Here is a 23,699-nt window from a genome sequence, read left to right as displayed (position 1 = left end):
GATGAGGTCGAAACAATGTTCATGGAGATGTCCTTCGCGGAAGAGAGTGTCCGACCCCGCCGGCACTCTCTGTGCCCCGGCCGGCCGCACTCCTCACGGCCCCGCTCTCCCTCCAGCGACTGGAACGGTGATGGGCTTGCCCTGTTCGAGAAGGGGAAGAAGCAGCACTGCCGCCTGGTCGATCGCCTGAGCGTTGTCGATGGCAACGGGTGCCGGTGCTGCAAGGGGAGCGGCCGTCCGGGCGACGGCCGATGAGGTCGAAACAATGTTCATGGAGATGTCCTTCGCGGAAGAGAGTGTCCGACCCCGCCGGCACTCTCTGTGCCCCGGCCGGCCGCACTCCTCACGGCCCCGCTCTCCCTCCAGCGACTGGAACGAAGAGCGGGCAAAGGAGGTCTTTTGGGGGTTGTTACATGAGGGCTCGGTCAGGCGAGCGGGGCGGTAGCCGTACTTCGGTGGTTCATGTTTCGCGCCTCAGCGATGAAGCCTCGACCAGACGGAGCGGATCGTCCTCATCTTGACACCGTCGATATGCCCGGTGGACGGCTGCGCCTGACCGAAGTAGATGATCGGTGGATCGGGCAAACGGATCGATTCTCACCAAGGAACCTGTCTATGAGACGGCCCACGCGACCTTTCGTCGTGGAAGTGAAGAAGAAGCGCGGCAGTTTTGCAAACCGGCGATCGATCTGGGGCGACCTGGACCTTTCGGTTATAGCCGCAGACCCTTTGGCTGTTGCCGAGGGGATTCTTGAGCCGGCCGGGGATCGCGATCCCGATCCGGTCGTCGAGGTCAACCGTGCTAACAATAGCGAGTCCGCCATCGACGCTCCATCCGACGACGGTGATGCGCATGCCGTTGCCGATGCGACCCATGCAGAAGCGCATCCCACTGATGTCGTGACGGAAGGCGCTGCCGAGGAACCTGCGCGGTCGTCTCGAAAACGTGCCAGGCGTCGCGACGAACCAGCATTGCCGCGTGGCCAGCGTTGGAAGCGACGGCTGCCAAAAGCCCTTCGTCGGTGAACTGCCGGATTCCTGGTCGTGCGGCGGTGCTGCTCATGACCCTGGTGGCTCTGTCTGCTCATAGGGATCACGGCGTTCCTCGATGATTGCCTTTGCCTTCTCGACCGCGGCAATTGCCGTCGGCAGCCAGCGCTCGAAGTCGGTCCTGGACAGGCCCATTGGTTGGGCGACATAGGCGAGCTGATCGAACAACTCCTGGAAGTGGCCTGCCTTGCGCTGAACCATCTCGTGAAACTGCGATGGCACAGCCACGGAGTCGGCACGGTAGACGGCATCCGCACCGGACCAGATGCCGGTGACGTAGGTCTCGCCGGCCATTTCGCAGTCGAATTTTTCGGCTGACCAGTCGTCGTCTTCGATGGCCTGACGACAGGCTTCGGCAGGCGTCGCGGCATCGTAGGTGCGTTGCCGATAGACGGGCAGATGGTACGTGCTTTCTACGGTGAATTTGGGCATTGCCATGCTCCTGCTGTGAACGTGCGATAGGCGATGATCTTGGCCGCATAGTTGACGCGGCCGCGGAAGTTCTCCGGATCATTGAGGCGTGACATGGGGTTTCTCCCTTACTAGGCCGCGTGTACGGCCCCAGAAATGCGAAAGCCCGGCGAGGCCGGGCATCGAGAGGCGGGTTTGAAGAAGGTGATCAGGCGGACCGTCAGATCCGCTGATCGCTCGAGGACTGGTTGATCATGTCGTCGAGCCAATCGGCCGCAGATCGTGCAGCTTGTTCAACGGCGGCGCCGTTCTGGCGTCGAGCGGAAATCTCCGCACTGACAGCGTTGCGCACCGCCGCCGGAACGGCGAGGATCGCGTTCATCACCTCATGGGCAGCGTCTTTCGAGATGAAGTCGCCGATCGCGGTGGTGGAGCTTCTGTCCACGCCATAAAGGGACCAGAAGGCGCGGAACTCCTTGGCGCCCTTCTGCGTCCTGGCGAGTTCGTCAGCGAACTCATCCTCGTCGCGGTAGGACGTCACCTGACGATCGCGCTCGATGCAGGGCCTCACTTCGAAATACTCGAAGGCGAGCGTGTCACGCATCGCGGGCGACAGGTGATCGCGGAAGGACGGGCCGGGAGCGGCCAGCGGTGTCACCACGCCCTTCTCCGACGTGTTGCGATTGACGGCGACAGAGTCGGCGCAGATGTCCTCGCCGAGCAGATAGTCGACCGTGATCGGGCCTTGCTGTCGATGGTCGGTGATCAGGTCTTCGACGGATTCCCAGACGATGAAGCTCGAAACGCCGTACTGCTCGCCAAAACTCGATTGTGCGAGATCGGCAACGACAAAGTGGCGATCCACCGGACCGGGTTCCGGCGTGTACGCCTCCTCGTCGATAACGAAGGCGGCGAAGAAGGTCTTTTTGGCCATGGCGGGTTCCTTTCGTGAATCAATCGAGTACGCGCCTGCGATCACCGAGGTGCCGGCGCGCCCGGTGCAGCGTGGTGGCATGCGTCGAGGCGCCTATGAGATCAGAATGGTCCGGGACGGTCGCGTGTCGGCCGGTCGGATTCGGTCAACGACGAAGACTTCGTCCGTATTGGCCTCGAACAGCATCAGGATGCGGTCGCCGACGGCGACACATTCATTGATCCAGTGACGGTCGGAATCGCGAACCTTCGCCGCCCGATCGGGCGGCACATAGACGATGGTGAAATGAGACAGCGTCTCGCCGGTTGGCGCCGCGTAGAAATACTCCTTTACCGCGATCACGACACCGCCGGTGCTGTATGAGGTCGCGACCTTGTCTCCGGGTCGGACGAGATCGGCGACCGTCGGCGCACCGGGCGGTGTGCGTCGGTATCGGCGACGATCAGGGACGCCCAGGCCGGCGGTGTAAGTCGAATGCGCCTCATTGGCATTTGTCGCGGCCGATCGTGGCTGCTTACGACGGGGCTGCATCATTGAACTCCTCACCTTTCAGTGCGTCGTGCACGGATCGCCGGCATGCACCTGTCGATCTCCTCGTCCGAGAGGTCCCCGAGCAATTTCAGGATCGTGCCGTGGCGGCCTCCGTCGATAAGGATCGTGCGCTTGCCGTGGTGTTCGCCGGGCCATGCATGGGGATTGGCTTCGCCGGCGATACCCTTGAAGTCCGGACGGGTGGCGTTCCAGATTGCCTCGAGCTTTTCCTCGCGGGTCATGCTGTCGGCCGATCCCGTCTCGTGGGCGATGATGGCCGCCCGCATCGTATCGGGGCTGTGCTTGTCGGAGAGGTCGCAAAAGCCGTGGAACCAGCGTTCGCGGCCACGGATCCTGATCGCGAAAAATACGCTGGTGACGTTGCCAGCCTTGAATTCCGACATGCCGAACATGCCGGTTCGCATGAAAAGCGGCGGCAGGAGAGCGAGCATGAAGTGGTACTGTTCGGCGGCAATCTCGAGCCACTCGCCGGCGTAAGGCGTGCCGGAAACAGGATCGACACCAGGAGTGTCGTTGTGTCGGTTGAAGAGGTGGAACATCTGCTCGCGCGTTGCGACGCCGTGGAGCACCTTCCGGAAAGGTGGGTGTGAAGTCATGGGGTTCCTCCTGAGCGCAGGTCGACGGCGTGGTGCGCGACCTGAAACGACTGAGCCCGGCGCGATGGCCGGGCTCAGGATGAATTTGACGTGGTCACTGGGATCGGTCGTGATCGGCGTCAGACGTCTGCCAGGTTCAGGCAGCGCGACGGCTGGCTGAAAGAGCACCGTCTCGACCGACGCCGGTGACGGCGCGCACGGCTGCGGCGAGCGCCGGGATGTCGTCGAGCATGCCGAGCGCGACGAAGTGATTGGCCCCACCTGTATAGTCCTTGCGACCCTTGCAGGTCCGGATCAGGATACCGTGGCCCGATGACAGCCCGAACTGGCCAACCTGGATGTAAGCGCGGTCATGGTGCAGGGTGATTTCGCCGGAAACCGCGATGCCTGCCTTGTTCGAGCGCAGGTCATAGCTGCCCGGCGGCAGTGCAAGCTCCGCGGCGAGCTTCTTCAACCGCGAACGGGCCGTCGTGTGAAAACGTCTCTTCTGCTGCTCGTCATAGGAGCAGCTTCTGTTCCAGTCGAACATGTCGATCCCCATGAAACGGAACAGGCCCGGCGATCGCTAGCGCGATCCCGGACCGGTCATCGTTGGTTCTCCGAGGTGAAAGGTCAGGCGGCCGTGCGGCCCTCGACGACATCCGCGCCGACCTCGTCGGCCGTGACCTCTTCGAGATAGGCTCGGCTGTAGGCGTTGCTGGCGAGCCAGCGTTCGGCCGCCTCGCGGTTCTCAGCGAGATGTAGAAGTTCCGGGCTGTCGCCGAGCGCCTGCAGGACTCGGACCATGCCGATCCTGGGACGCTCGACGATCTCGAAACGCAGGTTGCTGTCGACGGAATAGGTGCGTCTGACCGAAACGACGATGATGCCGCCCTGCCCGAAATCACCCTCGTGCAGGGTGAAACAGGCCGGCGAGCAATAGGTCGTGCGCGTCTGCGGCGGTTCCTTCTTGACGAGGCGGCCGACGCCGTTGCGGCTCTCCCAGGCGGCGAGCTTCTTCGTAAAGCGCGATGGCGGTTTCGCGGCGCCGTCGCTGTAGCGGATGGTGCTGCCTAGGTGCGCGGCGTCGTGGATGATATGTGCGGACATTGCGGGTTTCTCCAAGTCTGGAAACAGGAAGGGCCCGGCGAATGTGCCGGGCCCTGTGCGGATCGGGAGGTCGATTACTCGGCGGCCTGAAGGCTGTCCGTCGCTTCGTCGGCGCTGGACGTCGACTCATCGGCCACCGCGTCCGCATCGCCGGCGAGGAAGGCCGGCAATTCGGCCGCATCGGTGTCGAGATCGGGTTCCCCGGGAATGTCGCCGACGGCGTCCTCACTGATGTCGACAACGGCCTCGCTCGCTTCGAGACGCAGCGGCTCCGGCAGCCAGTTCGATCCTTCGAGGAGACGGGCAGCCTCACGTGCCATGAGGTCCTTCTTCATGTGGTCGATCAGTTGCGCGGAGTCCTCGCCACGGGCTTCGCGAACCGCCTGAACGATCCGAGCCTTGGTGACGCGGCCGAGATAATTGTCGACGGTCGGCTCCCAACCGGCAGCGACCATGTCGAAGCCAAGCGTGGTGGCCAGTGTATCGGCATGAGCGAGCGCTCCCTGCCGCCTGTTCCAAGGCTCCACGACGGCGTTGAGCGAGAGCGACGCGCAGTGCGCGAACAGAGCCTTGCGGCTCGCCTCGTCGAGACCGAGGAGGAAGTCCCACAGCTTATCGCTCTCAGGCATATCCTTGTCCCAGGCTTCATGCCGCTCGGCGATCTCCTTCACCCAGGATGTCTCGGCAAGACCCTGGACCTGACCGAAACTGTTGCTCTTCATGCTGATCTCGAGGCAACTGTCCGGGGCGAACCGGAAAAACACCTGCAGCACGAGGGCATGGAGGACCGCGACGAAGGCGATGTCAGGATCGCTCGCGAGCGCATTGCGTAGCGCGAGCGTCTTCTGTACGGTTAGATCGAAAACAAGGCGGTCGGGCAGCGGCTTGACGCCTTCGTCCTCAGGTTCTTCGGCGCCGTCGGATGCACCGTTTACGGAACGGCCATTGACGACGATGCCATCGGCACTGTCGTCGTGCGGAGCGGTGCGATCCTCGCCGTCCGCCTCCTCGTCATCGTCCGTTTCGACCCGTGGTTCGTCCTCGGGTCGGACGAACCCTGCCTCGACCTGAAGCTGACCATTGGCGCCGAGCGTGACAAACGCACCGGCAATGGCCTTCTGGGCGGGATCGTATGCTTGGGGACGATCGCTGAAGGCGTCAAGTTCGGCACCGAGCTGATCAAGCTTGTTCTCGATCTCCTCGTCGGCGTCCTCGGCCTCGGCATATTCGGCGTCGAGCTTGTCGTACTCGGCCTTCACGGCGTCGTAGCGGGCGATCTCCTCCGCACTCAGCTCCGCCGGCTCGGCATAGACGCGCCGCATGCCGGAGGTGTGGCCATAGGGAAAGCTGATCGCCGCTTCGACCCACTTCCAGCCGTCGGCGCGGATGGCTTCGGCATCCACCTTCAGCTTGTCGAAGACCAGCTGTTCGAGAAGAGCCGCATCCTGGAACCAGCCGCCGGAATCCTGCTCGAAGAGGTCACGCAGGATGACGCCGCCGGCCGCCTCATAAGCTTCTGCGCCGACATAGACGGCGCGTCGATCGTCGGCGCGCACCGTGGTCTCCGTCAGCAGGCGCCTGATGTAGTAGGGCTCCTGCATATGCGAGCTGGAAACTCGTTCCCAGACCTGCTCCTGACGCGCATGGTCGTCCGAGATCGAGAACGCCATGATCTGCTCGAGGCGGATTTCATCCTGTTCGTAGAGTTCGAGCAGCTTCGGGGAGACCGAGGCAAGCTTCAGGCGCTGCTTCACGGTCGCAGCCGACACGAAGAAACGGGCCGCGATCTCCTCGACGTCGAGGCCCTGGTCGCCCAGAGCCTTGAAGGCCCGGAACTGATCGAGTGGATGCAGGTTCTCGCGATGGACATTCTCGGCGAGTGAGTCTTCCTCGGACGAGGTGGTTGCCGCCCGATTGACGATGCAGGGAATGGCTTCGGTCTTTGCCAGGCGCTTCTGCTTGATGAGCATGCCGAGCGCGAGATATCGGCGACCCCCGGCCGGCACTTCGAATGTGCCGGTCTCCTCTCCGCTTTCGTTAAGAACAGGACGGATGTTCAGGCTCTGCAACAGCTTGCGTCGTCCGATGTCGTCGGCAAGCTGCTCGATGGACACGCCGTCCTTGATACGGCGGACATTCTTCTGCGACAGGACGAGCTTGTCGTAGGGGATGTTCTCCGCGGCGTTCATTGCGATCTTCTGAATGGCCTTTGCCATGATCAGGTCTCCTCGACGGGCGGCCCGGGGCCTCTCCCCGAACCTCCTGGCCCGTCACGAAACCTCCCCCTCCCCCCTCTGCCTCCCGGCCTCGCGCCAGCGCAGAAGGCTCGCGAAGCGTGAGGCTGGACTGTTGGGGGAAGCACGGCTATATATATTCCATGATCGTGGAAGGATTATAGTCATGCCCGGATTCAATAGCGAAGTCCTTACCGCCAACGAGGCGGCCGCGGTGACGGCGGTGCCGCTCAAGCAGGTACATCGCATCATCGATGCAGGCTTGCTGCGCGGCCGTGTCGAGACGCGCCGCGGCAGCCGCGTCATCGTTCAATCAGGGCTGGTCGGGCTTCGTCTCGCCTGGTTGACGGCCGATACGCTGACGCCGGCGGCCCGGCGACGCATCGTCGAGAGCGCGATCACAAGTGATACCGCGACGGTTGTCGCCGCTGACCCGCTCAAGGTCGACCTGAAGCCTATCGCCTCAGAGGTAAAGGCCGGGCTCAGCCGACTGAAGAAGGCGAATGCGATGGTGACGCGGGAGCCGGGCGTGCTTGGCGGTCAGCCGGTGTTCGCCGGCACGCGCGTGCTTGTACATGATATCGCCGACATGCTTGCCAATGGCGACACGGCCGAGGCTGTTCATGCAGCCTACCCCCAACTCGGGCTTAAGCAGATCGAACTCGCAGCGGACTATGCACTTGCCTATCCACGTCGAGGACGGCCACCGACAAAGCCGGCCTGGCGGGCCTCCCCGGCAAAATCGTCGCGCACTATCCGTCTTGGCGATCTGCCGGCGGCTTCGTGAAGTTCCTGATCGACGAATGTCTGAGTCCCGAACTGGCAAAGCTGGCGCGCGAATGCGGCTACGCCGAGTCCAATCATGTGCGTTGGCTGGGCCTCGCCGGGGCGAAGGACCATGCCGTGACGCGCCGCGCCGTGGATGATGGTTATGTCCTGGTCACGCACAACACGGCGGACTTCCGCGGCCTTTACGGCCGCGAGGAACTGCATGTCGGACTGGTGACCTTCAATACGGCGCCCGGGCTGATGAGTCTCGACCTTCAGATCAGGCTGTTCGATCTCGCCCTTTCCGAACTCGGCGGCGAAGAGGCGTGGAACCAGGTGCTGGAGATCACCGTCGCGGCGGACCGGACCGTGACGATCGAGAATTTCGATCTTCCGCCACGATGATTTGCTCGCTCGACTCGGCTATATCGACCCGGCCAACCTTGCGCAGGGCCTCAAGCATGCGGGCATGATCCATGAGAATGTGGATCAGCGCCTGGCGTTCGACCGTAACGGTCTTGCTCGTGCTGCGTGTCCGATCCTGCCGTGCATGCAGTTCCTCGAACTCGTGCATTGTGGTGTAGAGCTGGAGAAGGGGCCGGCCGCTCATGGTCCGGTCCTCCTCTTGGCCGGCGCCGCCATCGTTTCGATGCCGGGGATGTTCCAGACTTCGGCGCCGGCCGCGGCATAATCAGCGGCGACTGCGCGCAGCGGCGCGTAGGATAGGCCGTGCCAGGGCGCGGGTTCAGGGTCGCGCCCCACCGCCACGAGCGGTCCTCCCAGCGTCAGTTGCAGCACGATATCCAAATCGACATTCCGGCTGTCGATGACCGGAAGGCCGGCAGCGATCGACTGCGCCTTGATCTGCTCGCAGCCATAGCCCGAGAGCATCGCGCCATCGGAATAGTGCAGCGTGAAGCCGCCGCGGCCGATGGAAAGATGGCCGCCTTTGGTAGTCAGGGCAGCCGCAATGTCGGCGAAATAGTCGGCGGCGGTTGTTCGTTTAAGCATGGTGTTTTCTCCGCAACGGCTGGCGAGGGGTCCCGACCGGAAAAGCCGTCACGACAAAAGCCACCCCCTCGATCAGAGGGGATGGCGATGCCGCATGGAGATGGCGCTGGTGGCGACGACACCACGGTCGCTTACAGGTGAGAGAAGATCGGCCGTTCGGCGTTGACGCGGTATTTTTCGCGCAGCGCCTCGATCGCCGCGTCCTGACGCTCGACTTTGCCGCGTAGCCGATCGAGATCTGCCGCGGCGCTGTCGGTCAACCGGGCCAGGAATTGGCAATAGGCTTGCTCGTCCGCACCGGCCCAGTTCGTCATTCGGCGGTTGTATCGCCGTTTCTTCGGCCGCGAGCTGATGGTTTCGGCCTCGGCGCGATCACGAAGGAACCGCTCGAGTTCGTAAAGATTGTGGCGCGTTTCGCGCAGGCGATCTTCCATGCGCGCGAGCGCCCGCCGCGCCTCGTGATGAATCATCATGGTCGGCCTCCGGCCGTCGGCGCGTTCTCAAGAGCCGGTCTGCGCAGATCCTGACTCATCGGGCCATTCGGGCGGTCGAGCGTGGTCGCTGAGCAGACGATGGCGAGCGAACGCCGCATCGGAAGCGAGGGCTCGGTCATGCCCCTCCCTCCCTGCCTGCGGTCGTCAGCGTCGCGACCCGCCGGACGACGACAGGACGTGTGTCGGCTGGTGGCTTGGGTCATTCATCGGTCGTCTCCGCAACGGGCGGCCGAAAGCCCACCTTTCGACTCGTGACCCGTGTCACGCCAGAAGGCACCGCCCTCGTGCTCGGAGGGCGGCGCCTTTGATGCGACCATCATGGAAAGACGGGCGACGCGACGTACGGCATCACCAGCCCGTGACGGATCAGCTGGCTAGGAGCTTCTTGGCCCTCCCTTCCATTTCGAGCCGCACATCCTGGTGTTGCTTGTCGCGGGCGACCCGGGTGATGCCCTGCACGAAATCGAAGATGGAGGCAGGTGGATGGCCTTCCTCGGTGAGCACGGTATCGATGATCTTCGTCGTTTCGGCCTTCGAGAAACCGCGCTTGCGCAAGAACGCCGCGCGATCCTCGTCGTCACGGGCAACGATGCGCTCGCGCGCCGCCTTGATGCCGTTGACGAATGGCATGGGCGAGGATTCCGCGAACTGCATCAATGCCGGCTCGGCTTCAAGGGCGAAGCGGGAGGCAGCATATTTGGAGTGCCGGATCGCGATCTCCTCGAAATCTTCGACGCCCCAGATATTTCGGTTCTGACACACGGCCCGCAGATAGAAGCTGGCGATCCCGAGCGTGCGAGCTCCGACTTCGGAGTTCCAGCAGTAAAACCCCCTGAAGAAAATGTCGGGCGAGCCGTCGGGCAGCTTGCCTGCCTCAATCGGATTGAGATCGTCGACAAGGAAAAGAAAGACATCGCGGTCGGACGCATAGAGCGTTGTCGTATCCTTCGTGATGTCGGCGTGCGGGTTGTAGATGCTTGTCGACCAGTCGAGCACGCCAGGCACCTTCCAACGTGTGTCGCCGGTGCCGTTGCCGGCGATCTTCTGCACGGCCTCGACCAGTTCGTGATCGAAAATCCTGCCGTAGTCCGGGCCGGTAACCGCTCGTAGCTCGCAGCGGCCGTTCTCGATCTCCAGCGTCTTGACCTGCTCGGCGCGATGCGAGGTCAGACCGTATTGCAGGTTGATGCCGGCGAGCGGTGCCGGAAGCTGGCGCAGATAGTTGGCGGGCGCCCCGACGAGGCTGGCGAGCTGGCCAAAGCTCCAGTGGGTCGGCGCAATCGGTGCGTCCGCGCCAGGCAGCATCAGCTTCAGGCGTTCGGGGTCGTCACGGCTTGCTTCGACACGGATTGCCTCGTTTTCGACGATGCGGGTCTTGCTGCGTTCGGATCGTCGCTTCACCGAATTGTGGAGGTCGGTGAGCGACAAATAGCGCTCATCGGCCGGGCGGCTGAACCATTCCGACGACACACGGCCGATGCGCTGGCCGCGGCTGACATCGACCTTGTAGCCGTTGCGCGCAACGCGCGCCGGCGCCTGAATTTCCATCTGGGGCATGATTGTTCTCCGCAGCGGGTGCCGGAAGCCTCTCTCCCGGTCCTCGGCCCGCCGCCACGCCCTGCCGCCCCTCTCCCTCCTCTGCCGGCGCCGCCCGCGGCAGGTTGAAGCGCCGACGCAGCACGTACGCGCCAGGTACCCTCCTCATTTCGGCCCGAGACCATCCCGTTGCGTCATCGGGGAAACCGTGAACCAATAGCGATACGGGATTGCGGCGGCACCCAGAGCGATGGAGGCCATGCGACGGTTCAGGATTGCTGACAGGATTATCGGCGAATCGGCGTCTGATCTTCAGACGGTTCTAGCCGACGCTCATCGGCGCAGGATTCGACCTCTATGCATGTGCATGGATCCCGGTCTTGCGATGTACATTGCGCAGGTGGAGGATCAATACCTCGTCAAGCGGATGCCTCTCACCGGTGGCGGGCACGATCCTGCATGCCCGTCTTATGAGCCGCCCGACGAACTTTCGGGCCTTGGCGTTCTGATGGGCAGTGCGATTCAGGTCGACCCCGAAAGCGGGTTGTCGGCACTCAAGCTCGGTTTCAGCCTGTCGAAGGTGGGTGCCCGCACAACCCCTGTTGCTGTTGCTGGCGCCGGCGGCGCCGACAGTGTGGCTGGCGAGGCGAAGAAACTGACGCTGCGCAGTCTTCTCCACTATCTCTGGCACCAGGCCGAATTGACATCCTGGACGTCGCGATGGGCCGGCAAGCGCCATTGGTGGAACATTCGATGGCATCTGCTCGAGGCTGCAAGGCAGATGACGGTAAAGGGCGGCACGCTGAGCGATGTGCTGTTCGTGCCCGAATCCTTTCGCGCCACTGACAAGGCGGCGATCGAGCAGCGGCGGGCGGAGGCGCTGGCGCCCGCATTGCCGCCAAAGAGTGGACCTCGAAAACTGATGATCCTGCTTGGCGAGGTCAAGGATATCTTGCCGACGCGAACCGGACATCGCCTGATCGTCAAGCATATGCCCGACTTCCTGTTCATGCTGGATGAAGAGTTTCATCGAAGGCTTCGGACGCGGTTCGAAAATGAACTGATGCTCTGGGGTGCTGACGAAGCTTCCCACCTGATGGCGATCGGGACCTTCGGGCTCACTCCGACAGGGCTGGCCAGGATAGAAGAGATGGCGCTGATGGTGGTTTCGGAGAACTGGATCCCATACGACTCCGTCCACGAAAAGAAGCTGATCGATGCGCTCGCCAAGCTGAACACACGAAGCGTGAAGGGCCTGCGCTACAGCTTGCTCGCTGAGCGGCCGAGCGCAGCGGCAATGCTGCAGCGTCAGTCGCGTCCGCTTGCCCTCTATATTATTCCGCCCACGGTGGACCGAGACTACGAGGAAGCGCTCGAAGAGCTCATCGCATCGCGGCCGGAAGTCGATGCATGGACGTGGCGGGTGGCCGATGGGGAAATGCCGCTTCTCATGGTTCGGTGAGGATATGCCATTCGAGCCGCGACCGGGGTCGGCGCTGACCAAGCGCCGCAGTCAAGAACGGTGCCGTAGACGGGGGTATCTAGGGGATCGTTATCGAATTGGCGCCTAGATTAGCCGCCGCGAACGCTGGGTACTTCCAGGCCATCCTTCTTTATCCGCATTGGACAAGCACCATTTGTCTCGAGCAGCCCGAACCCTAGAGGCAGGATGATGAGGTTCCAGGCTGAATCCATCGATCAGAGTATATCGCTGATATCCGAAGCGCCGGTCGGATAAAGCGACCCTCGCCATTGCGGGAATGTTTTTGGGTAGATCTGCCCGATAGAGGAACGGAACCGAAGCGGTGTCGTAGCTCGCATAGGGATTGCGGCCGTAGTCGCGGAAAACCGGATCGTTCGGGACAAGGACCCCGACCCTGCGGAACGCGCTGAAGGACACGATGCGCGAGGGCACGAGCGATCACCACCAGGCCCACGCATCACCCTAATGGCGTGCTGTTCCGGATCAACAAGGAAAGTCCCGCCGTCGTCGGCAAAGTCTACAAGAGCGGCATGCCGGGATTCGGAAGCGTACTGGGCAAAACGACGAGATCTTCGCCAACTGGACGAGGAAGGCCTTTTTCCGGTACGAAAGCATGAAGTCGGGCATCCAGGAGCTTGCTATGATCACGGTCGCGCAAATCGACTACGGCGACCCGTTGCAGTTCGAGGTGAGGGTCGAGCACGGCGGCGGCGCAACCGAGCATCTGGTAAGCCTTTCCCGCGCGGATTTCGATAGAATGACAAGCGGGGACTACAAACCCTCTGTTGTTGTCGAGGCCGCTTTTCATTTCCTCCTCGATCACGAGCCGAAGGAGTCGATCCTCTCCCGCTTTGATATCAACGTGATCTCCCGCTATTTCCCGGAATTCGAATCCGTCCTGCCGCGGTACATTGAGAGCACCAGGAAGCTTGACCTGTCGTGATCGGCGCGATCGCAGGTGCTATTATCGGCTCGCGCTTCGAGGGACATCCTGCACCGCCAGCCGATTTCGAGCTGTTCCATCCGCACTGCCGCGTCACAGATGATACCGTATGCCTCCTCGCGGTCGCGGACGCCATCCTGCGCAGAGACGATTTCGCGGAGACCCTGCGCCGTTTCGTTCGACGTCACCCCGATGCGGGTTACGGCGGGATGTTCATCGATTGGGCGATGTCTCCGGGCGCTTCGGCCTACGGCAGCTGGGGGCAATGGCGCGCCGATGCGTACGGTCGCGGCCGGATGGATTGCGAAGGATGTCGACGACGTGGACAAACTGGCCGCTAGGCAGGCCATCGTGAGTCACAACCATCCGGATGCTGTCCGCGCCGCTCAAGCCGTCTCGAGGGCAATATTCGATCTCCGGCATGGCAAATCCGTCGAAAATGTGCGCCACGAAACGGAGCGGACATTCGGATACGACCTGCGGCCCGGGGTCGCCTTCATCAGTGGCGGATTCGATGTAAGCGCCGCAGGAACCGTGCCCCTGCACTGGCGTCGGCTTTCGATTCGCGAGATTGGGACGAAGCGGTACGCACAGTCGTGCTGCTCGGAGGCGACAACGGACACACTTGCCTGCATAGCGGGCGCCGTGGCCGAAGCCATCCACGGAGTTCCCGTTTCCGTCGCGGAGCAGGCGCGCGCGCATCTCAGCCAAGACTTACTCGAGGTGCTCGTTCGATTCGATAAAGCCGTCGCGAGATGATCTCCCGCTTGTCTGTTGCCGAACAGATGATCATCGAGAGCGCATCGATCTGCCAAATGATGGCGCCGCCTATGGTCAGGCAGTCTTTACCACCAATGAATCCTTCGCCAGCCCGTTAAGCTGATTGCGAGGCCGAGATGGTTAAGGCGCCGGCGTGAAATAAGGAGCCAACATGACATCATTCGCGACCATCGAAGGACTTCGTCTGCGCCGCAAGGTGCGTGCGGTCGTCACGGACACCCGCGTTCTCCTGATCCGGCCGCACGGCTATGAGGACGACTGCTGAACCCTTCCGGGAGGCGGCGTAGAGGGCGGCGAAACGGCAGCCGAGGCAGTTGAGCGCGAACTGACCGAGGAACCCGGGCTGGACGCCACCCAACTGGCTTCAATCGTCCCGCTCAATATCCGCTCCGAGTACATCTACGATTCTGTCTATAAGGAACGGCACGGCCTCGATCACGACGGGCAGCCTGCAAAAATCTTCCACTGCTCCGTGACTGACGGGGTTGTCCTGCGTCGTCAGGTTGCCGATTCCGACGAAGCCGCCCCTTTGTTCCGATTTGATTGCGCCCCCGGATTCCGAGATGATCTCGCCCCCTGGGGCCGGGGCCTGGCTGGCAGTTTGAGTTGTCCTTTCGTCAGGGGTCCGAGTCAAGCATTTCGGGCTTCCTTCCGGCGCATGCTGTCGCCGGTCAGATCGATGCGATGCGCGTTATGGACGAGGCGGTCCAGGATGGCGTCGGCATAGGTTGGGTTTCCGATTACGTCATGCCAGGCCGACACGGGCAGTTGGCTGGTGATGATGGTGGAGCGCCGTCCGTAGCGATCCTCGAGTATTTCGAGGAGATCGTGGCGGGCCTGGTTGTCGAGCGGCTCCAGACCCCAATCGTCGAGGATCAGCAGATGGACGCGGGCGAGCGTGCGCTGCAGACGCGCATAGCGGCCGTCGCCTCTTGCGAGCGCGAGATTGGCGAACAGACGCGGGACACGCTGGTAGAGGACGGAGCGGTCGTCACGGCAGGCCTTGTGGCCGATCGCACAGGCAAGCCAACTCTTTCCCACGCCCGACGGCCCGCAGATGGCCAGATTGTCATGGGCATCGATCCAGTCGCCGGCGATCAGCTTGACGAACAGGGTCCGGTCGAGGCCGCGGTCGGCGCGATAGTCGACATCCTCGGGGACTGCCTGATGGCGCAGCTTGGCGAAGCGCAGGCGGGCTGCAAGCTTGCGGTCGTGGCGCCAGCTCCATTCCCGGTCGAGCAGCAGCGCCAGCCATTCTGCATGCGAGAGCCGTTCGGCCTCGGCATTGGCGGCCAGTTCATTGAACGCTCTGGCCATTCCGGTCAGGCCCATGTCGTTGAGGCGGTCGAGGGTGGGGTGTGCGAGCATTGCCTTCTCCTTCAGTGGTAGTAGCGGGAACCGCGGATGTTGGGATGGTCGATGGGATCGCGTGACGGCTGTGGTCCTGATGCCGAGGCCCGGTCGAGATGGTTGTCGAGGATGGAACGGACGGAGCCGTAGGTGCGCGCGCCGATCTCCAGCGCGCGGCCGCACGCGGCGTTGACGCGCTCGCGGCCGAACCCCTTGACCAGTCGGATGATGCCGAGGCAGGCGCGGAAGCCTTGTTCGGGATGAGGCCGCTCGGCCAGAATCTTCTCGCACAAAAGGGCCGCGTCCGGGCCGATCGCGGAGGCCTCCCTGGTGATCCGCTCGATCGTCCAGTCGGCGAAGCGGCGGTGCGAGGACGGCATGTGCTCGGGAACCGTGGTGTGCCGGCCATTGCCGCTGGAGCGCATGTGAGCGGCAATACGCTCGCCCTTGCGGAACAGCTCGATGGTGGTGGCAGTGATGCGAGCCTCGATCTGCTCGCGCGCGAAGCGCCAAGGCACAGAGTAGTAGTGGCGGTCGATCTCGACGTGATAGTCGAGCCCGGCGCGCCGCACGCGCCATTCGGCATAGACATATCGCGTCGCCGGCAGCGGCCGCAGTGCCGGACGGTCGATCTCCTCGAACAACTGACGCCGTGTGCGCCCGACCCGGCGCAGAACCCGGCGGTCATTGAGATCGGCGAGCAACTCGCCGATCGCCGCGTTGACCTCGGCAAGACTATGGAACACGCGGTGCCGCAGACGACCCAGCAGCCACCGCTCGACAATCCGCACAGCGGCCTCGACCTTCGCCTTGTCGCGTGGCCGGCGCGGCCGCGTCGGCAACACCGAACTGCCGTAGTGATCGGCCATCCCGGCATAGCTCCGGTTGACCTGGGGATCGTAGCGGCAGGCCTTGATGACGGCGACCTTGGCGTTGTCGGGAACAAGCAGCGCCGGCGCGCCGCCAATGGCTTCCAGCGCGTTGACGTGACAGCCCAGCCAGTCGGCCAGCGTCTCGCTCCAGCGCGCCTCCGCGTAGGACAGGCTTGATGCACCCAGCACCGCCACGAACAGATGCGCCTGGCGTGTCTTGCCCCTCAACCGATCGACGACCACCGTCACCGTGTCGCCGGCATAGTCGACGAACAGCTTCTCGCCCGCGCCATGGTTCTGGCGCATCGTCACCGGCAGGTTCGCCGCCCACCCCCTGTAGAGGTCACAAAAACGGCTGTATCGGTAACCGTCGGGATGGCGCTCGATATATTCGTCCCAAAGGATCTGCAGCGTCACATGCTTGCGCTTCAACTCGCGATGCACATGCGCCCAGTCGGGCTCGACGCTGCGGCGGTGACCCGTCTTCGTGCCGGCCGCCCTGTAAAGCGCGGCTTCCAGGTCGGTGTCGGTGATGTCATCACCCAGCGGCCAGCTCAGTCCGGCAGCCTCAACCCTTCGCAGCGTCTCACGCACCGTCGAGGGCGCGGCGCCAACCCGATAGGAGATCGCCTTGTGGCCAAGCGCCTCCTCGAACCGGTATCTCAATATCTCGCGGACACGCCGCATCGTCACTCTCTCCGCAGGCATTTCGTTCCTTCCCAAGCCAAGGCCAAAGGGAGGAACAATTCACCAGCAGAGCACCGGTCCAAAACACCGCCGCAGGGGGCGGCATCATCTCGGAATCAGGGGGCGGCTAATTCTCGGAACGAGGGGGCGACATCATTTCGGAATCGGGGGGCGACTTCCGTCGGAATTTGCAGTCAGGTGGAAGAAATCGATGCCCTGCGGTGGTTCGCTCATGCTGAAGCTGTCGAGGCGGTTCGCGTAACGTTGTTGGTAAATTATCGACCTACGTCCCGTAACGGGCGTGGCGATTCGGCGCTTCAAGCTACAATCGACTCTACCGCGGTTAGGCGTATTCAATCCATCCACAACAAGTTTGCTGTATTGGCTACAAGATCGGATAGAGCAGAAGGAATACGACAACAAGGGAAGCCGCGAGCAAAGCGGCCACGGGGGATTCACGATCCACTGGAGGAGCGGACTCAGCCCAGTCCCGAATGGAGGCACGAGCGGCATAAGGTCCGAGTATGTCCAGCGCTGGGTAACCTCGGTGTAATAGAACTTAAAGCCGACGGTCAGCGCAATCCCCGTCCCGAGGAAGAGGACATCCGCCGCAGCACCGACAGCTTGAACGCCGCATCATAGTGGCTGAACTTCTTCGCAAGCCCGGCCGCGCCATGCGCCCGGTAAAGCGCCACCCATTTGCGCACCGTCGCAGGGTCGATGCCATGGGGCAGGCCGGCGCTGTGAGAGCTGTCCGCGCCGCTCACGCACCGCTCGACGATCGAGCGCTTCAGATCCTCACTGTGCTTCGACATGCAAAACCCCCGAAAGTCGTGTCCAACTTTCGGGGGGTCAGTTCACACGCCTGGCGGGGCTTTTTGTCGTGTCCGGCTGGCGTCCGGATCGCGGAGGGTTCAGGATCAGGTCTCGTCCGCGACTCGGCGTGAAAGGTTCGAATCCTTTCGAGCGATCCGTCAGCCCTTCCAGGCCGCTGTCGTTGTAGCGATTGACGATCTTGTAGCCGGTCTTGCGAGAGATGCCGAACTCCCGGCACAGCGCCGCCATCTTGTCGCCGTCCAGCAGCCGGGCGATGAACTTCAGCCGCTCATCCATGACGTTACACTCCTTCCACCTGCAGCCTGAAGATGAGCGGCAGGCCGCGGTGGCGGAGTTGTTGGAGCGCAAACCGGGTTTCACCTGCGAGCTGGCACGCAAGCGGCTCTTTTATGTGAAGGACGAAACACATCTGGCCACATATCTTGAGGGACTCGACAAAGCGGGCATTCCGCCATGACGTGATTTGTCGGGCCCCTTGCCGCCCAAGCGTCCATCGCGCAGCGGAGGTGCTGCGCGAAAATGAGGTCAAATCCGCGCGCTGGTCGACGCCTCGGTGCAGATCGTCGACCGCATTCCGTGCTTTCAGCAGTTTGGGACCTGCCCTGCCGTACATTGCGCGCTTGAGGGTCTTGAGGCGGTTGATCTGCGGATGTCCGAGTGAGACCCTCAAGCTTGTGACTTCCGCCAAGCCGCGGGCGAGGAGCCGAAACAGCGCTTGAAAGCCCTGCCGAACGCCTCCTCCGATCCGTAGCCCACCTGCTCGGCGATCGCGGCAATGTTCTCGCGACTCTCTCGCAGCGCTTGGGCGGCGAGGTGGAGGCGCCATGTCGCCAGATAGTGGATGGGCGACATGCCCAGCAGCTTGTGGAAGCGGCGAGCAAGAGCAGAGCGCGATAGCCCGACTTCTCGCGCAAGCGTTTCAACCGTCCATTGGAAGAAAGGCCTGGTGTGCAGGGCGTTGAGCGCGCGGCAGGTGTAGTGGCCTGCTGCCGGTTTCGTGGACACCGAGATAAGGTGTTTAACGGAACTGGAGAGTGGGAATGCGACGAAGGAAGTTCAGCCGCGAGTTCAAGCTTGAGGCAGTGAGGCTGGTGAAGGATCGGGGCGTTGCGGTGGCGCAGGCTGCCCGTGATCTGGATTTGCACGAGAACGTGCTTCGCAAATGGATCCGGGAGCTCGGTGCCGATCCGCAGCATGCCTTTCCCGGCAATGGGCTGATGAAGCCGGAGCAGCAGGAGATCGACCGGCTGCGCAAGGAAGTGGCGAAGCTGAAGGCGGAGCGCGACATCCTAAAAAAGGCCGCAGCCTACTTCGCGAGGGAAGTGACATGAGGTTCGCTTTCATTGCGAGGCACCGGGGTATCTGGCCGGTGGCATGGCTGTGCGAGGCGCTGGATGTCTCCCGCTCGGGCTTCCATGCCTGGCTCAACCGCAGCCCCAGTGCTCGCTCGCGGCACGACGAGGTGCTCGTGACGAAGATCGACCTCAGCTTCAAGAGCAGCGACCGTACCTATGGTGCCCGTCGTGTCTGGCACGACGTGCTGGCTGAGGGCTTCTCGTGCGGCCTCCATCGTGTCGAGCGGCTCATGCGGGAGAACGGGCTGCGTGCCCGGCCGCGCCGCCGTGGGCTGCCGAAGGATACCGGCGAGCGTGCAGCTGTGTCGGGCAACCTCCTCGACCGCGCCTTCGAGGCGTCGGCACCGAACCAGAAGTGGATCGCCGACTTCACCTACATCTGGACTGCCGAAGGTTGGCTCTACGTTGCGGCCGTCGTCGACCTGTTCTCAAGGCGCGTCGTCGGCTGGGCGATGAAAGCGGATATGACAGCTCAGCTCGTCACCGACGCCCTCATCATGGCGATCTGGCGCAGAGGAAAGCCGGACAGCCTCTTGCACCACAGCGACCAGGGCAGCCAGTACACGAGCGAGCAGTTCCAGCGCCTGATGGCAGACCACGGCATCACCTGCTCGATGAGCCGGTCGGGCAACGTCTGGGACAATGCTGCGATGGAGAGCTTCTTCTCGTCGCTCAAGACTGAGCGGACAGCCCGCAAGGTCTACAGGACGAGGGACGACGCCAGGGCCGACGTGTTCGACTACATCGAGCGCTTCTACAATCCTCGGCGACGGCACTCGACATTGGGCTACCTGAGCCCCGTCGAGTTCGAGGACCAAGCTATGTAAGCTTAACCTGGTGTCCGAAAAACCGGCAGCAGGCCAGTTCGCGCTGCTGGTGCTGATCAATGCCTTCGTCGTCGGCATGGTCGGGATCGAGCGGACGGTGGCGCCGCTGATCGGGTCGCAGGAGTTCGGGATCGCGTCGACGACCCTTATCGTCTCCTTCATCGTCAGCTTCGGCGTGGTCAAGGCGTTCGCCAATCTCGTCTCGGGCCAACTGGCCGACACCTGGGGCCGGAAGCGCGTGCTGATCCTGGGCTGGTTGTTCGGCCTTCCCGTCCCCTTCATAATCCTGTGGGCGCCGAACTGGAACTGGGTGATCGCCGCCAACGCCCTACTCGGCCTCAGCCAAGGCCTCGCCTGGTCGATGACCGTGATTATGAAGGTCGATCTCGTTGGGCCGAAGTCGCGCGGCCTTGCCGTAGGTCTGAACGAGTTCGCCGGCTATCTCGCGGTCGGCCTGACGGCCTTCCTAACGGGCTATCTCGCCGGCCAGTATGGACTGCGCCCCGTGCCGATCTACCTCGGCATCGGATATGCCGTCATCGGAACGGCGCTATCCGTTCTGCTCGTGCGCGACACGCGCGACCATGTCCGCCTCGAGATGGACAACAGCCCTCGCGAGACGGCTTCGATCGGCTTCCGGGAGGTATTCGCGCTGACCTCTTTCCGCGACCGCAACCTCTTCGCGGCATCGCAGGCAGGGCTGGTCAACAACCTCAACGACGGGATGAGCTGGGGGATATCAGCTCGTGCTAATTTCAGTTTGTGGAGGTGCCCCCAAGGTTCTTGAGCCTCGTTCCTCAGATAGTCGACCCGTGGATCCGGGAACAGCAGCCGCGCTTCCGGCACCGGGGCGATCCGCGCCGTGTGCACATCGGCGCGGAAAAGCGATTGGATCGACTTGCCGTCCCATTGACCGAGCCGCGGCTTTCCAGCAGAAGGGCCGTTGATCGCCCGCACAATGGTGCTTTGCCCCGTTCGAGCCAATCAGGCGACACGCGTCCGATCTGGATCGCGAAGGTAGCGCCAAGCCAATCGGGCATCTCCGCCGCCGATGCCGGAAACCGCCTGATCAACTTGCGACTTCAGCTGCGCCGCAAAGCCAAGCCGCAAAGGTTCAGATTTAGCTTCCCCGAGCGCGAGTTCTTCAAATCGAAGCCTCCAATGTTCCGCAGGCTCCGTTTAGTTCCCAATCCGGTCCATCGGAGCGCCTCCGTTCAATTCCCCAACAACACCATGCCGAGCGCGAAGGCCGTAGTTGCTGCAAGCTTCCCTTCATCGTCGCTTTTCAACAACTGTAAGGTCATTGCGCCTTGTACGATCCCCTCGTGGGCTACGTTCGCCAGCGCCAGCGCCAGCGCCGCGGCTGTCGCGAAAGCCAAGCCCTCTGAGAATACCGCATCCGCTCCGGCAACGAGAACAAGCATTACAAGCACGAACACGTCATCGTTCTCACGTGCATGGGCGATATCAGGTGGTGACATAGCGGACCTTCTCCGCAGTTTTGACTGCGATCAGCTCCGATCTTCGTACCAGCCGGTTGATATGAGCCAGCGTTTCCGTGAACGCGAAACTCATCTGGTGGGCGTCGAGCTTGCGGGTGAAGAGGATAGGAACGAGATCCGCCACTGAGTGCGGCGCTTTTGCGCATGCTTCCCGGATCCGTTGGCAGCGTCCTTCGTGATGTGCCTCAAGTTCGAGACATCGTTCATGCAGCCCGTAGAACGGGCGGCCGTGTCCCGACAGCACCAGGACATCGTCCGGCAGTTCCTGACGCATAAAGCGCAGCGTCCTGAGAAAATGTCCGAGCGGGTCGCCATTAGGTTCGCCGGCGAAGACGCTGACATTGGGCGAGATCCTCTCGATGATCTGATCAGCAGCGAACAACAGCCTATCCTGCTCGCAGTAAAGAAGGATCTGCTCGGGGGCATGCCCGTCCGCAGTGATTACCCTGAATTCCCGGCGTCCGATCGTGATTCTGTCGGCCAGAACGAGCCTGAGAAAGGTGGGAGGCAGTTCCGAAACCAGCATCAGATATTCGCTGCCGTGAATGGCGACGAGTCCGGCGCCTTCCTCGCTCATGCCGTGGTTAACATAGAAATCGAAATAGTGGCGAAGCCCCGTCTCGTGCGGGGCTAGGGAGATGACCCTGCTGGTCATGTAGGCAGTCTGGCTCGTCAGCATTTCGGCGCCAAACTTGCCGCAAAGCCATCCTGCAAGCCCGATGTGGTCCGGATGATGATGGGTGACGACGACGCGCGAAATGGAGACATGCGATAGCGGTCCCCCCAGGAGAGCCTGCCAAGCTGCCTTCGCCTCGTCCGTATTGATACCGGTGTCGATCAGCGTCCAGCTCTCGCCATCCTGGACAAGATAGACGTTCACGTGATCAAGACGGTACGGCAGCGGAATGCGGGCCCAGAGAACCCCTGGCGCAACCGAGATAACTTGCCCCGCCGCCGGTGGCGAATGGAAGGGAAACTGAGGCATAATTTCCAACAGATGGAGGCATTCGAGAGCTTTGTCTACCGGCAGGCTACGCGCGGCTTCACGTTCGCCTCGAGCACCGCCTCACCGGGACGAGAACTTTCATGAAACCTTCTCCTATTCGTAGTGAGTATGGGTTCGTCGACGGTGAGGCTCACACATGCCTTGGTGGCGCTCGCTTAACCGTCGCTGAAGTTTGAGCTGTGGCTTCAGATGTCCTTGCCATTGACGATAAGGGGCGCGTTCTCGGGAAGCGCATCAATGAAGATGATCTCGTCTGCACGGATGCGGGCATGTCGCTGGAACGCTTCTTTGGCCGCCGCTTCGGCGGCAATGCGGTCGGCGCTCTCCTGCAGAACGATCGAGATGCTGATAAGGTCTCGGTCGTTTTCGCGCGTCGCCACGGCCTGAGCCGCTATTGCCCCGGGTGTGGCAATCACCACCTCCTCGATCACGCGTGGATAGACGAAGATCTCGCGCACCTTCACCGCCGCGCCCACCCGGCCCTGCAGCGCCGATAGCCGGCGCACACTGCCGTCCTGGTTGCTCTCCAGTGCAAAGGCGCTGTCACCAGTGCCGAAGCGGATCATCGGCCAGGTAGCATCGCGTGCGGTTACCACGACCTCGCCCGTCTCGCCGTGGGGGAGTTGGCCGCCGCGGACAGGATCGCAAATCTGTACCACCCGGTTGGGATGCACGACGTAACCTTCGCCGCCATCCTCATACGCGACAAGGCCAAGATCAGCGGTGGCATAGGCCGCCCATGTAGCGACCCCATACTCGGCCTCGATCCGCCGGCGCTTGGACATCCAGTCGCCCATTTCTCCGCCCAGAAGGGCGGTCCTCACTTTCCAGGCGCCGCGGCCATAGGTCTCGATCACTTTGTCGGCCAGCGTTAGGAAGAAAGCCGTCGACGCGCAGATGGCAGTGACGCCGGTCTCGACGACGATCTGGGCTTGCAATTCGGTGTTGCCGACGCCGCCGGGAATAATGGTGGCGCCTGCGGCCTGCGCTGCCTCGTCAAAAAGAAGTCCAGCCGGCACGAGGTGATACATCCATGTGTTCAGGATGATGTCGCCCGCGCCTATGCCTGCCGCTTTGAACAGCAGATCCAGTCCGTGGCCGCCGCCGCCTGGCAGCGCCGGTTCAAAGATCGGGCCTGGGGAGACATAAATGCGCGCGATCTCCTTCAGATCAGCGGCAAGGAACCCGCCAAAAGGCGGGTTCTCTCTTTGGAGCTTCAGCAGCTCCTCTTTCTTCATCACCGGCAGGCGGGAGAGCTCGGCCAGTGATGACACCTTGCCAGGGTCGAACCCGGCCGCTTCGAACCGCGCCTTCAATCCCGGTGCCTTCGTTGCGGCCGCGTTGTAGGCGGTCGCGATATCCTGATAGATGTCGATGGACAT

At 62.6% G+C, this 23,699-nt stretch carries 26 protein-coding genes and 4 pseudogenes; 11 read left to right on the top strand and 19 right to left on the bottom strand.

Annotation, left to right across the window (positions count from 1 at the left end; translation table 11 throughout):
• Window positions 1–93: 93 nt before the first annotated feature.
• Window positions 94–273 (bottom strand): hypothetical protein, encoded by a 180-nt coding sequence (locus GTW25_RS16065; RefSeq protein WP_252913218.1) that lies wholly within the window; start codon window positions 271–273, stop codon window positions 94–96.
• Between the two features lie 369 nt (window positions 274–642).
• On the opposite strand from GTW25_RS16065, the gene GTW25_RS16060 reads away from it, so the two are divergent.
• Window positions 643–1,026, top strand: coding sequence for a hypothetical protein (locus tag GTW25_RS16060; RefSeq protein ID WP_252913217.1), 384 nt, complete (start codon window positions 643–645; stop codon window positions 1,024–1,026).
• Between the two features lie 33 nt (window positions 1,027–1,059).
• Here the strand turns inward: GTW25_RS16060 and GTW25_RS16055 are convergent, their stop codons facing one another.
• From GTW25_RS16055 to GTW25_RS16025, 7 genes are all read right to left on the bottom strand, one after another.
• Complete coding sequence (locus tag GTW25_RS16055; RefSeq protein ID WP_252913216.1) at window positions 1,060–1,482, bottom strand: hypothetical protein; 423 nt, start codon at window positions 1,480–1,482, stop codon at window positions 1,060–1,062.
• A 199-nt stretch (window positions 1,483–1,681) separates the two neighbouring features.
• Window positions 1,682–2,395: a hypothetical protein gene (locus GTW25_RS16050; protein WP_252913215.1), complete on the bottom strand. Its 714-nt coding sequence runs from the start codon at window positions 2,393–2,395 to the stop codon at window positions 1,682–1,684.
• A 93-nt stretch (window positions 2,396–2,488) separates the two neighbouring features.
• Window positions 2,489–2,926, bottom strand: coding sequence for a hypothetical protein (locus GTW25_RS16045; RefSeq protein WP_252913214.1), 438 nt, complete (start codon window positions 2,924–2,926; stop codon window positions 2,489–2,491).
• 11 nt (window positions 2,927–2,937) lie between these two features.
• Window positions 2,938–3,543, bottom strand: a complete 606-nt coding sequence (locus GTW25_RS16040) for a DUF1419 domain-containing protein (RefSeq protein WP_252913213.1) — start codon at window positions 3,541–3,543, stop codon at window positions 2,938–2,940.
• Window positions 3,544–3,679: 136 nt separating this feature from the next.
• The gene (locus tag GTW25_RS16035) at window positions 3,680–4,072 is read right to left on the bottom strand and encodes a hypothetical protein (RefSeq protein WP_252913212.1); all 393 of its coding nucleotides are present in this window, start codon (window positions 4,070–4,072) and stop codon (window positions 3,680–3,682) included.
• Between the two features lie 83 nt (window positions 4,073–4,155).
• A complete protein-coding gene (locus GTW25_RS16030) occupies window positions 4,156–4,632 on the bottom strand; it encodes a UCP036055 family protein (protein WP_252913211.1) in 477 nt (158 codons plus the stop codon).
• Window positions 4,633–4,706: 74 nt separating this feature from the next.
• The gene (locus tag GTW25_RS16025; protein ID WP_252913210.1) at window positions 4,707–6,848 is read right to left on the bottom strand and encodes a ParB/RepB/Spo0J family partition protein; all 2,142 of its coding nucleotides are present in this window, start codon (window positions 6,846–6,848) and stop codon (window positions 4,707–4,709) included.
• Window positions 6,849–7,032: 184 nt separating this feature from the next.
• Here GTW25_RS16025 and GTW25_RS16020 point away from each other — a divergent pair, with 184 nt between their 5' ends.
• Together GTW25_RS16020 and GTW25_RS16015 are read left to right on the top strand one after the other, a co-directional pair.
• On the top strand, window positions 7,033–7,653 hold the full coding sequence (locus tag GTW25_RS16020; RefSeq protein ID WP_252913209.1) for a DUF433 domain-containing protein: 621 nt from the start codon (window positions 7,033–7,035) through the stop codon (window positions 7,651–7,653).
• On the top strand, window positions 7,650–8,039 hold the full coding sequence (locus GTW25_RS16015; protein WP_252913208.1) for a DUF5615 family PIN-like protein: 390 nt from the start codon (window positions 7,650–7,652) through the stop codon (window positions 8,037–8,039). Before GTW25_RS16020 ends, GTW25_RS16015 begins: the two co-directional genes overlap by 4 nt.
• A 201-nt stretch (window positions 8,040–8,240) precedes the next feature.
• On the opposite strand, the gene GTW25_RS16010 is transcribed toward GTW25_RS16015, so the two are convergent.
• The 3 genes from GTW25_RS16010 to GTW25_RS16000 form a co-directional block, all read right to left on the bottom strand.
• Window positions 8,241–8,645 (bottom strand): hypothetical protein, encoded by a 405-nt coding sequence (locus GTW25_RS16010; protein ID WP_252913207.1) that lies wholly within the window; start codon window positions 8,643–8,645, stop codon window positions 8,241–8,243.
• A 131-nt stretch (window positions 8,646–8,776) separates the two neighbouring features.
• The gene (locus tag GTW25_RS16005) at window positions 8,777–9,118 is read right to left on the bottom strand and encodes a hypothetical protein (protein ID WP_252913206.1); all 342 of its coding nucleotides are present in this window, start codon (window positions 9,116–9,118) and stop codon (window positions 8,777–8,779) included.
• 387 nt (window positions 9,119–9,505) lie between these two features.
• Window positions 9,506–10,696 (bottom strand): DUF932 domain-containing protein, encoded by a 1,191-nt coding sequence (locus GTW25_RS16000; protein WP_252913205.1) that lies wholly within the window; start codon window positions 10,694–10,696, stop codon window positions 9,506–9,508.
• Between the two features lie 238 nt (window positions 10,697–10,934).
• Here GTW25_RS16000 and GTW25_RS15995 point away from each other — a divergent pair, with 238 nt between their 5' ends.
• The 5 genes and pseudogenes from GTW25_RS15995 to GTW25_RS15975 form a co-directional block, all read left to right on the top strand.
• Window positions 10,935–12,137, top strand: a complete 1,203-nt coding sequence (locus GTW25_RS15995; RefSeq protein WP_252913204.1) for a DUF1173 domain-containing protein — start codon at window positions 10,935–10,937, stop codon at window positions 12,135–12,137.
• Window positions 12,138–12,798: 661 nt separating this feature from the next.
• Complete coding sequence (locus tag GTW25_RS15990) at window positions 12,799–13,101, top strand: hypothetical protein (RefSeq protein ID WP_252913203.1); 303 nt, start codon at window positions 12,799–12,801, stop codon at window positions 13,099–13,101.
• Entirely contained in the window at window positions 13,098–13,442 is a 345-nt protein-coding gene (locus GTW25_RS15985; protein ID WP_252913202.1) for a hypothetical protein, read from the top strand. The genes GTW25_RS15990 and GTW25_RS15985 overlap by 4 nt, the downstream gene beginning before the upstream one ends.
• Window positions 13,378–13,860 (top strand): ADP-ribosylglycohydrolase family protein, encoded by a 483-nt coding sequence (locus GTW25_RS15980; RefSeq protein WP_252913201.1) that lies wholly within the window; start codon window positions 13,378–13,380, stop codon window positions 13,858–13,860. The genes GTW25_RS15985 and GTW25_RS15980 overlap by 65 nt, the downstream gene beginning before the upstream one ends.
• 301 nt (window positions 13,861–14,161) lie before the next feature.
• A pseudogene (locus GTW25_RS15975) lies at window positions 14,162–14,608 on the top strand (NUDIX hydrolase); the annotation flags it as partial.
• Here the strand turns inward: GTW25_RS15975 and istB are convergent.
• The 4 genes and pseudogenes from istB to GTW25_RS15955 all read right to left on the bottom strand — a co-directional run.
• Window positions 14,512–15,249: an IS21-like element helper ATPase IstB gene (gene istB, locus GTW25_RS15970; RefSeq protein WP_252913142.1), complete on the bottom strand. Its 738-nt coding sequence runs from the start codon at window positions 15,247–15,249 to the stop codon at window positions 14,512–14,514. The pseudogene GTW25_RS15975 and the gene istB sit on opposite strands and share 97 nt — an antisense overlap.
• Window positions 15,250–15,260: 11 nt before the next feature.
• Complete coding sequence (gene istA, locus GTW25_RS15965) at window positions 15,261–16,790, bottom strand: IS21 family transposase (RefSeq protein WP_252913227.1); 1,530 nt, start codon at window positions 16,788–16,790, stop codon at window positions 15,261–15,263.
• Between the two features lie 602 nt (window positions 16,791–17,392).
• Window positions 17,393–17,605 (bottom strand): annotated as a pseudogene (locus GTW25_RS15960) (transposase); the annotation flags it as partial.
• Between the two features lie 145 nt (window positions 17,606–17,750).
• Window positions 17,751–17,903, bottom strand: a pseudogene (locus GTW25_RS15955) (helix-turn-helix domain-containing protein); the annotation flags it as partial.
• On the opposite strand from GTW25_RS15955, the gene GTW25_RS15950 reads away from it, so the two are divergent.
• On the top strand, window positions 17,881–18,084 hold the full coding sequence (locus GTW25_RS15950; protein ID WP_252913199.1) for a hypothetical protein: 204 nt from the start codon (window positions 17,881–17,883) through the stop codon (window positions 18,082–18,084). The pseudogene GTW25_RS15955 and the gene GTW25_RS15950 overlap by 23 nt on opposite strands.
• 209 nt (window positions 18,085–18,293) lie before the next feature.
• Here GTW25_RS15950 and GTW25_RS15945 read toward each other — a convergent pair whose 3' ends face one another.
• Window positions 18,294–18,632, bottom strand: coding sequence for a helix-turn-helix transcriptional regulator (locus GTW25_RS15945; RefSeq protein WP_252913198.1), 339 nt, complete (start codon window positions 18,630–18,632; stop codon window positions 18,294–18,296).
• Window positions 18,633–18,667: 35 nt separating this feature from the next.
• On the opposite strand from GTW25_RS15945, the gene GTW25_RS15940 reads away from it, so the two are divergent.
• Both GTW25_RS15940 and GTW25_RS15935 read left to right on the top strand, forming a co-directional pair.
• Window positions 18,668–19,809, top strand: a protein-coding gene (locus GTW25_RS15940; RefSeq protein ID WP_252913197.1) for an IS3 family transposase whose coding sequence is annotated in 2 segments (ribosomal slippage) — window positions 18,668–18,917 and window positions 18,917–19,809 — 1,143 coding nt in all. Because the reading frame shifts where the segments join, the coding sequence is not laid out codon by codon here.
• Window positions 19,810–19,816: 7 nt separating this feature from the next.
• A pseudogene (locus tag GTW25_RS15935) lies at window positions 19,817–20,548 on the top strand (MFS transporter); the annotation flags it as partial.
• 475 nt (window positions 20,549–21,023) lie between these two features.
• Here GTW25_RS15935 and GTW25_RS15930 read toward each other — a convergent pair.
• The 3 genes from GTW25_RS15930 to GTW25_RS15920 all read right to left on the bottom strand — a co-directional run bounded on the left by GTW25_RS15930 (window position 21,024) and on the right by GTW25_RS15920 (window position 23,699).
• Window positions 21,024–21,290: a hypothetical protein gene (locus GTW25_RS15930; RefSeq protein ID WP_252913196.1), complete on the bottom strand. Its 267-nt coding sequence runs from the start codon at window positions 21,288–21,290 to the stop codon at window positions 21,024–21,026.
• Window positions 21,277–22,296, bottom strand: a complete 1,020-nt coding sequence (locus tag GTW25_RS15925) for an MBL fold metallo-hydrolase (RefSeq protein ID WP_252913195.1) — start codon at window positions 22,294–22,296, stop codon at window positions 21,277–21,279. Before GTW25_RS15925 ends, GTW25_RS15930 begins: the two co-directional genes overlap by 14 nt.
• A 206-nt stretch (window positions 22,297–22,502) precedes the next feature.
• On the bottom strand, window positions 22,503–23,699 hold the full coding sequence (locus tag GTW25_RS15920; RefSeq protein WP_252913194.1) for a phenylacetate--CoA ligase family protein: 1,197 nt from the start codon (window positions 23,697–23,699) through the stop codon (window positions 22,503–22,505).

Source organism: Aliihoeflea aestuarii (assembly GCF_024105665.1).
Lineage (GTDB): Bacteria > Pseudomonadota > Alphaproteobacteria > Rhizobiales > Rhizobiaceae > Aliihoeflea > Aliihoeflea aestuarii.
This window is presented reverse-complemented; position numbering and strand designations above follow the sequence as displayed.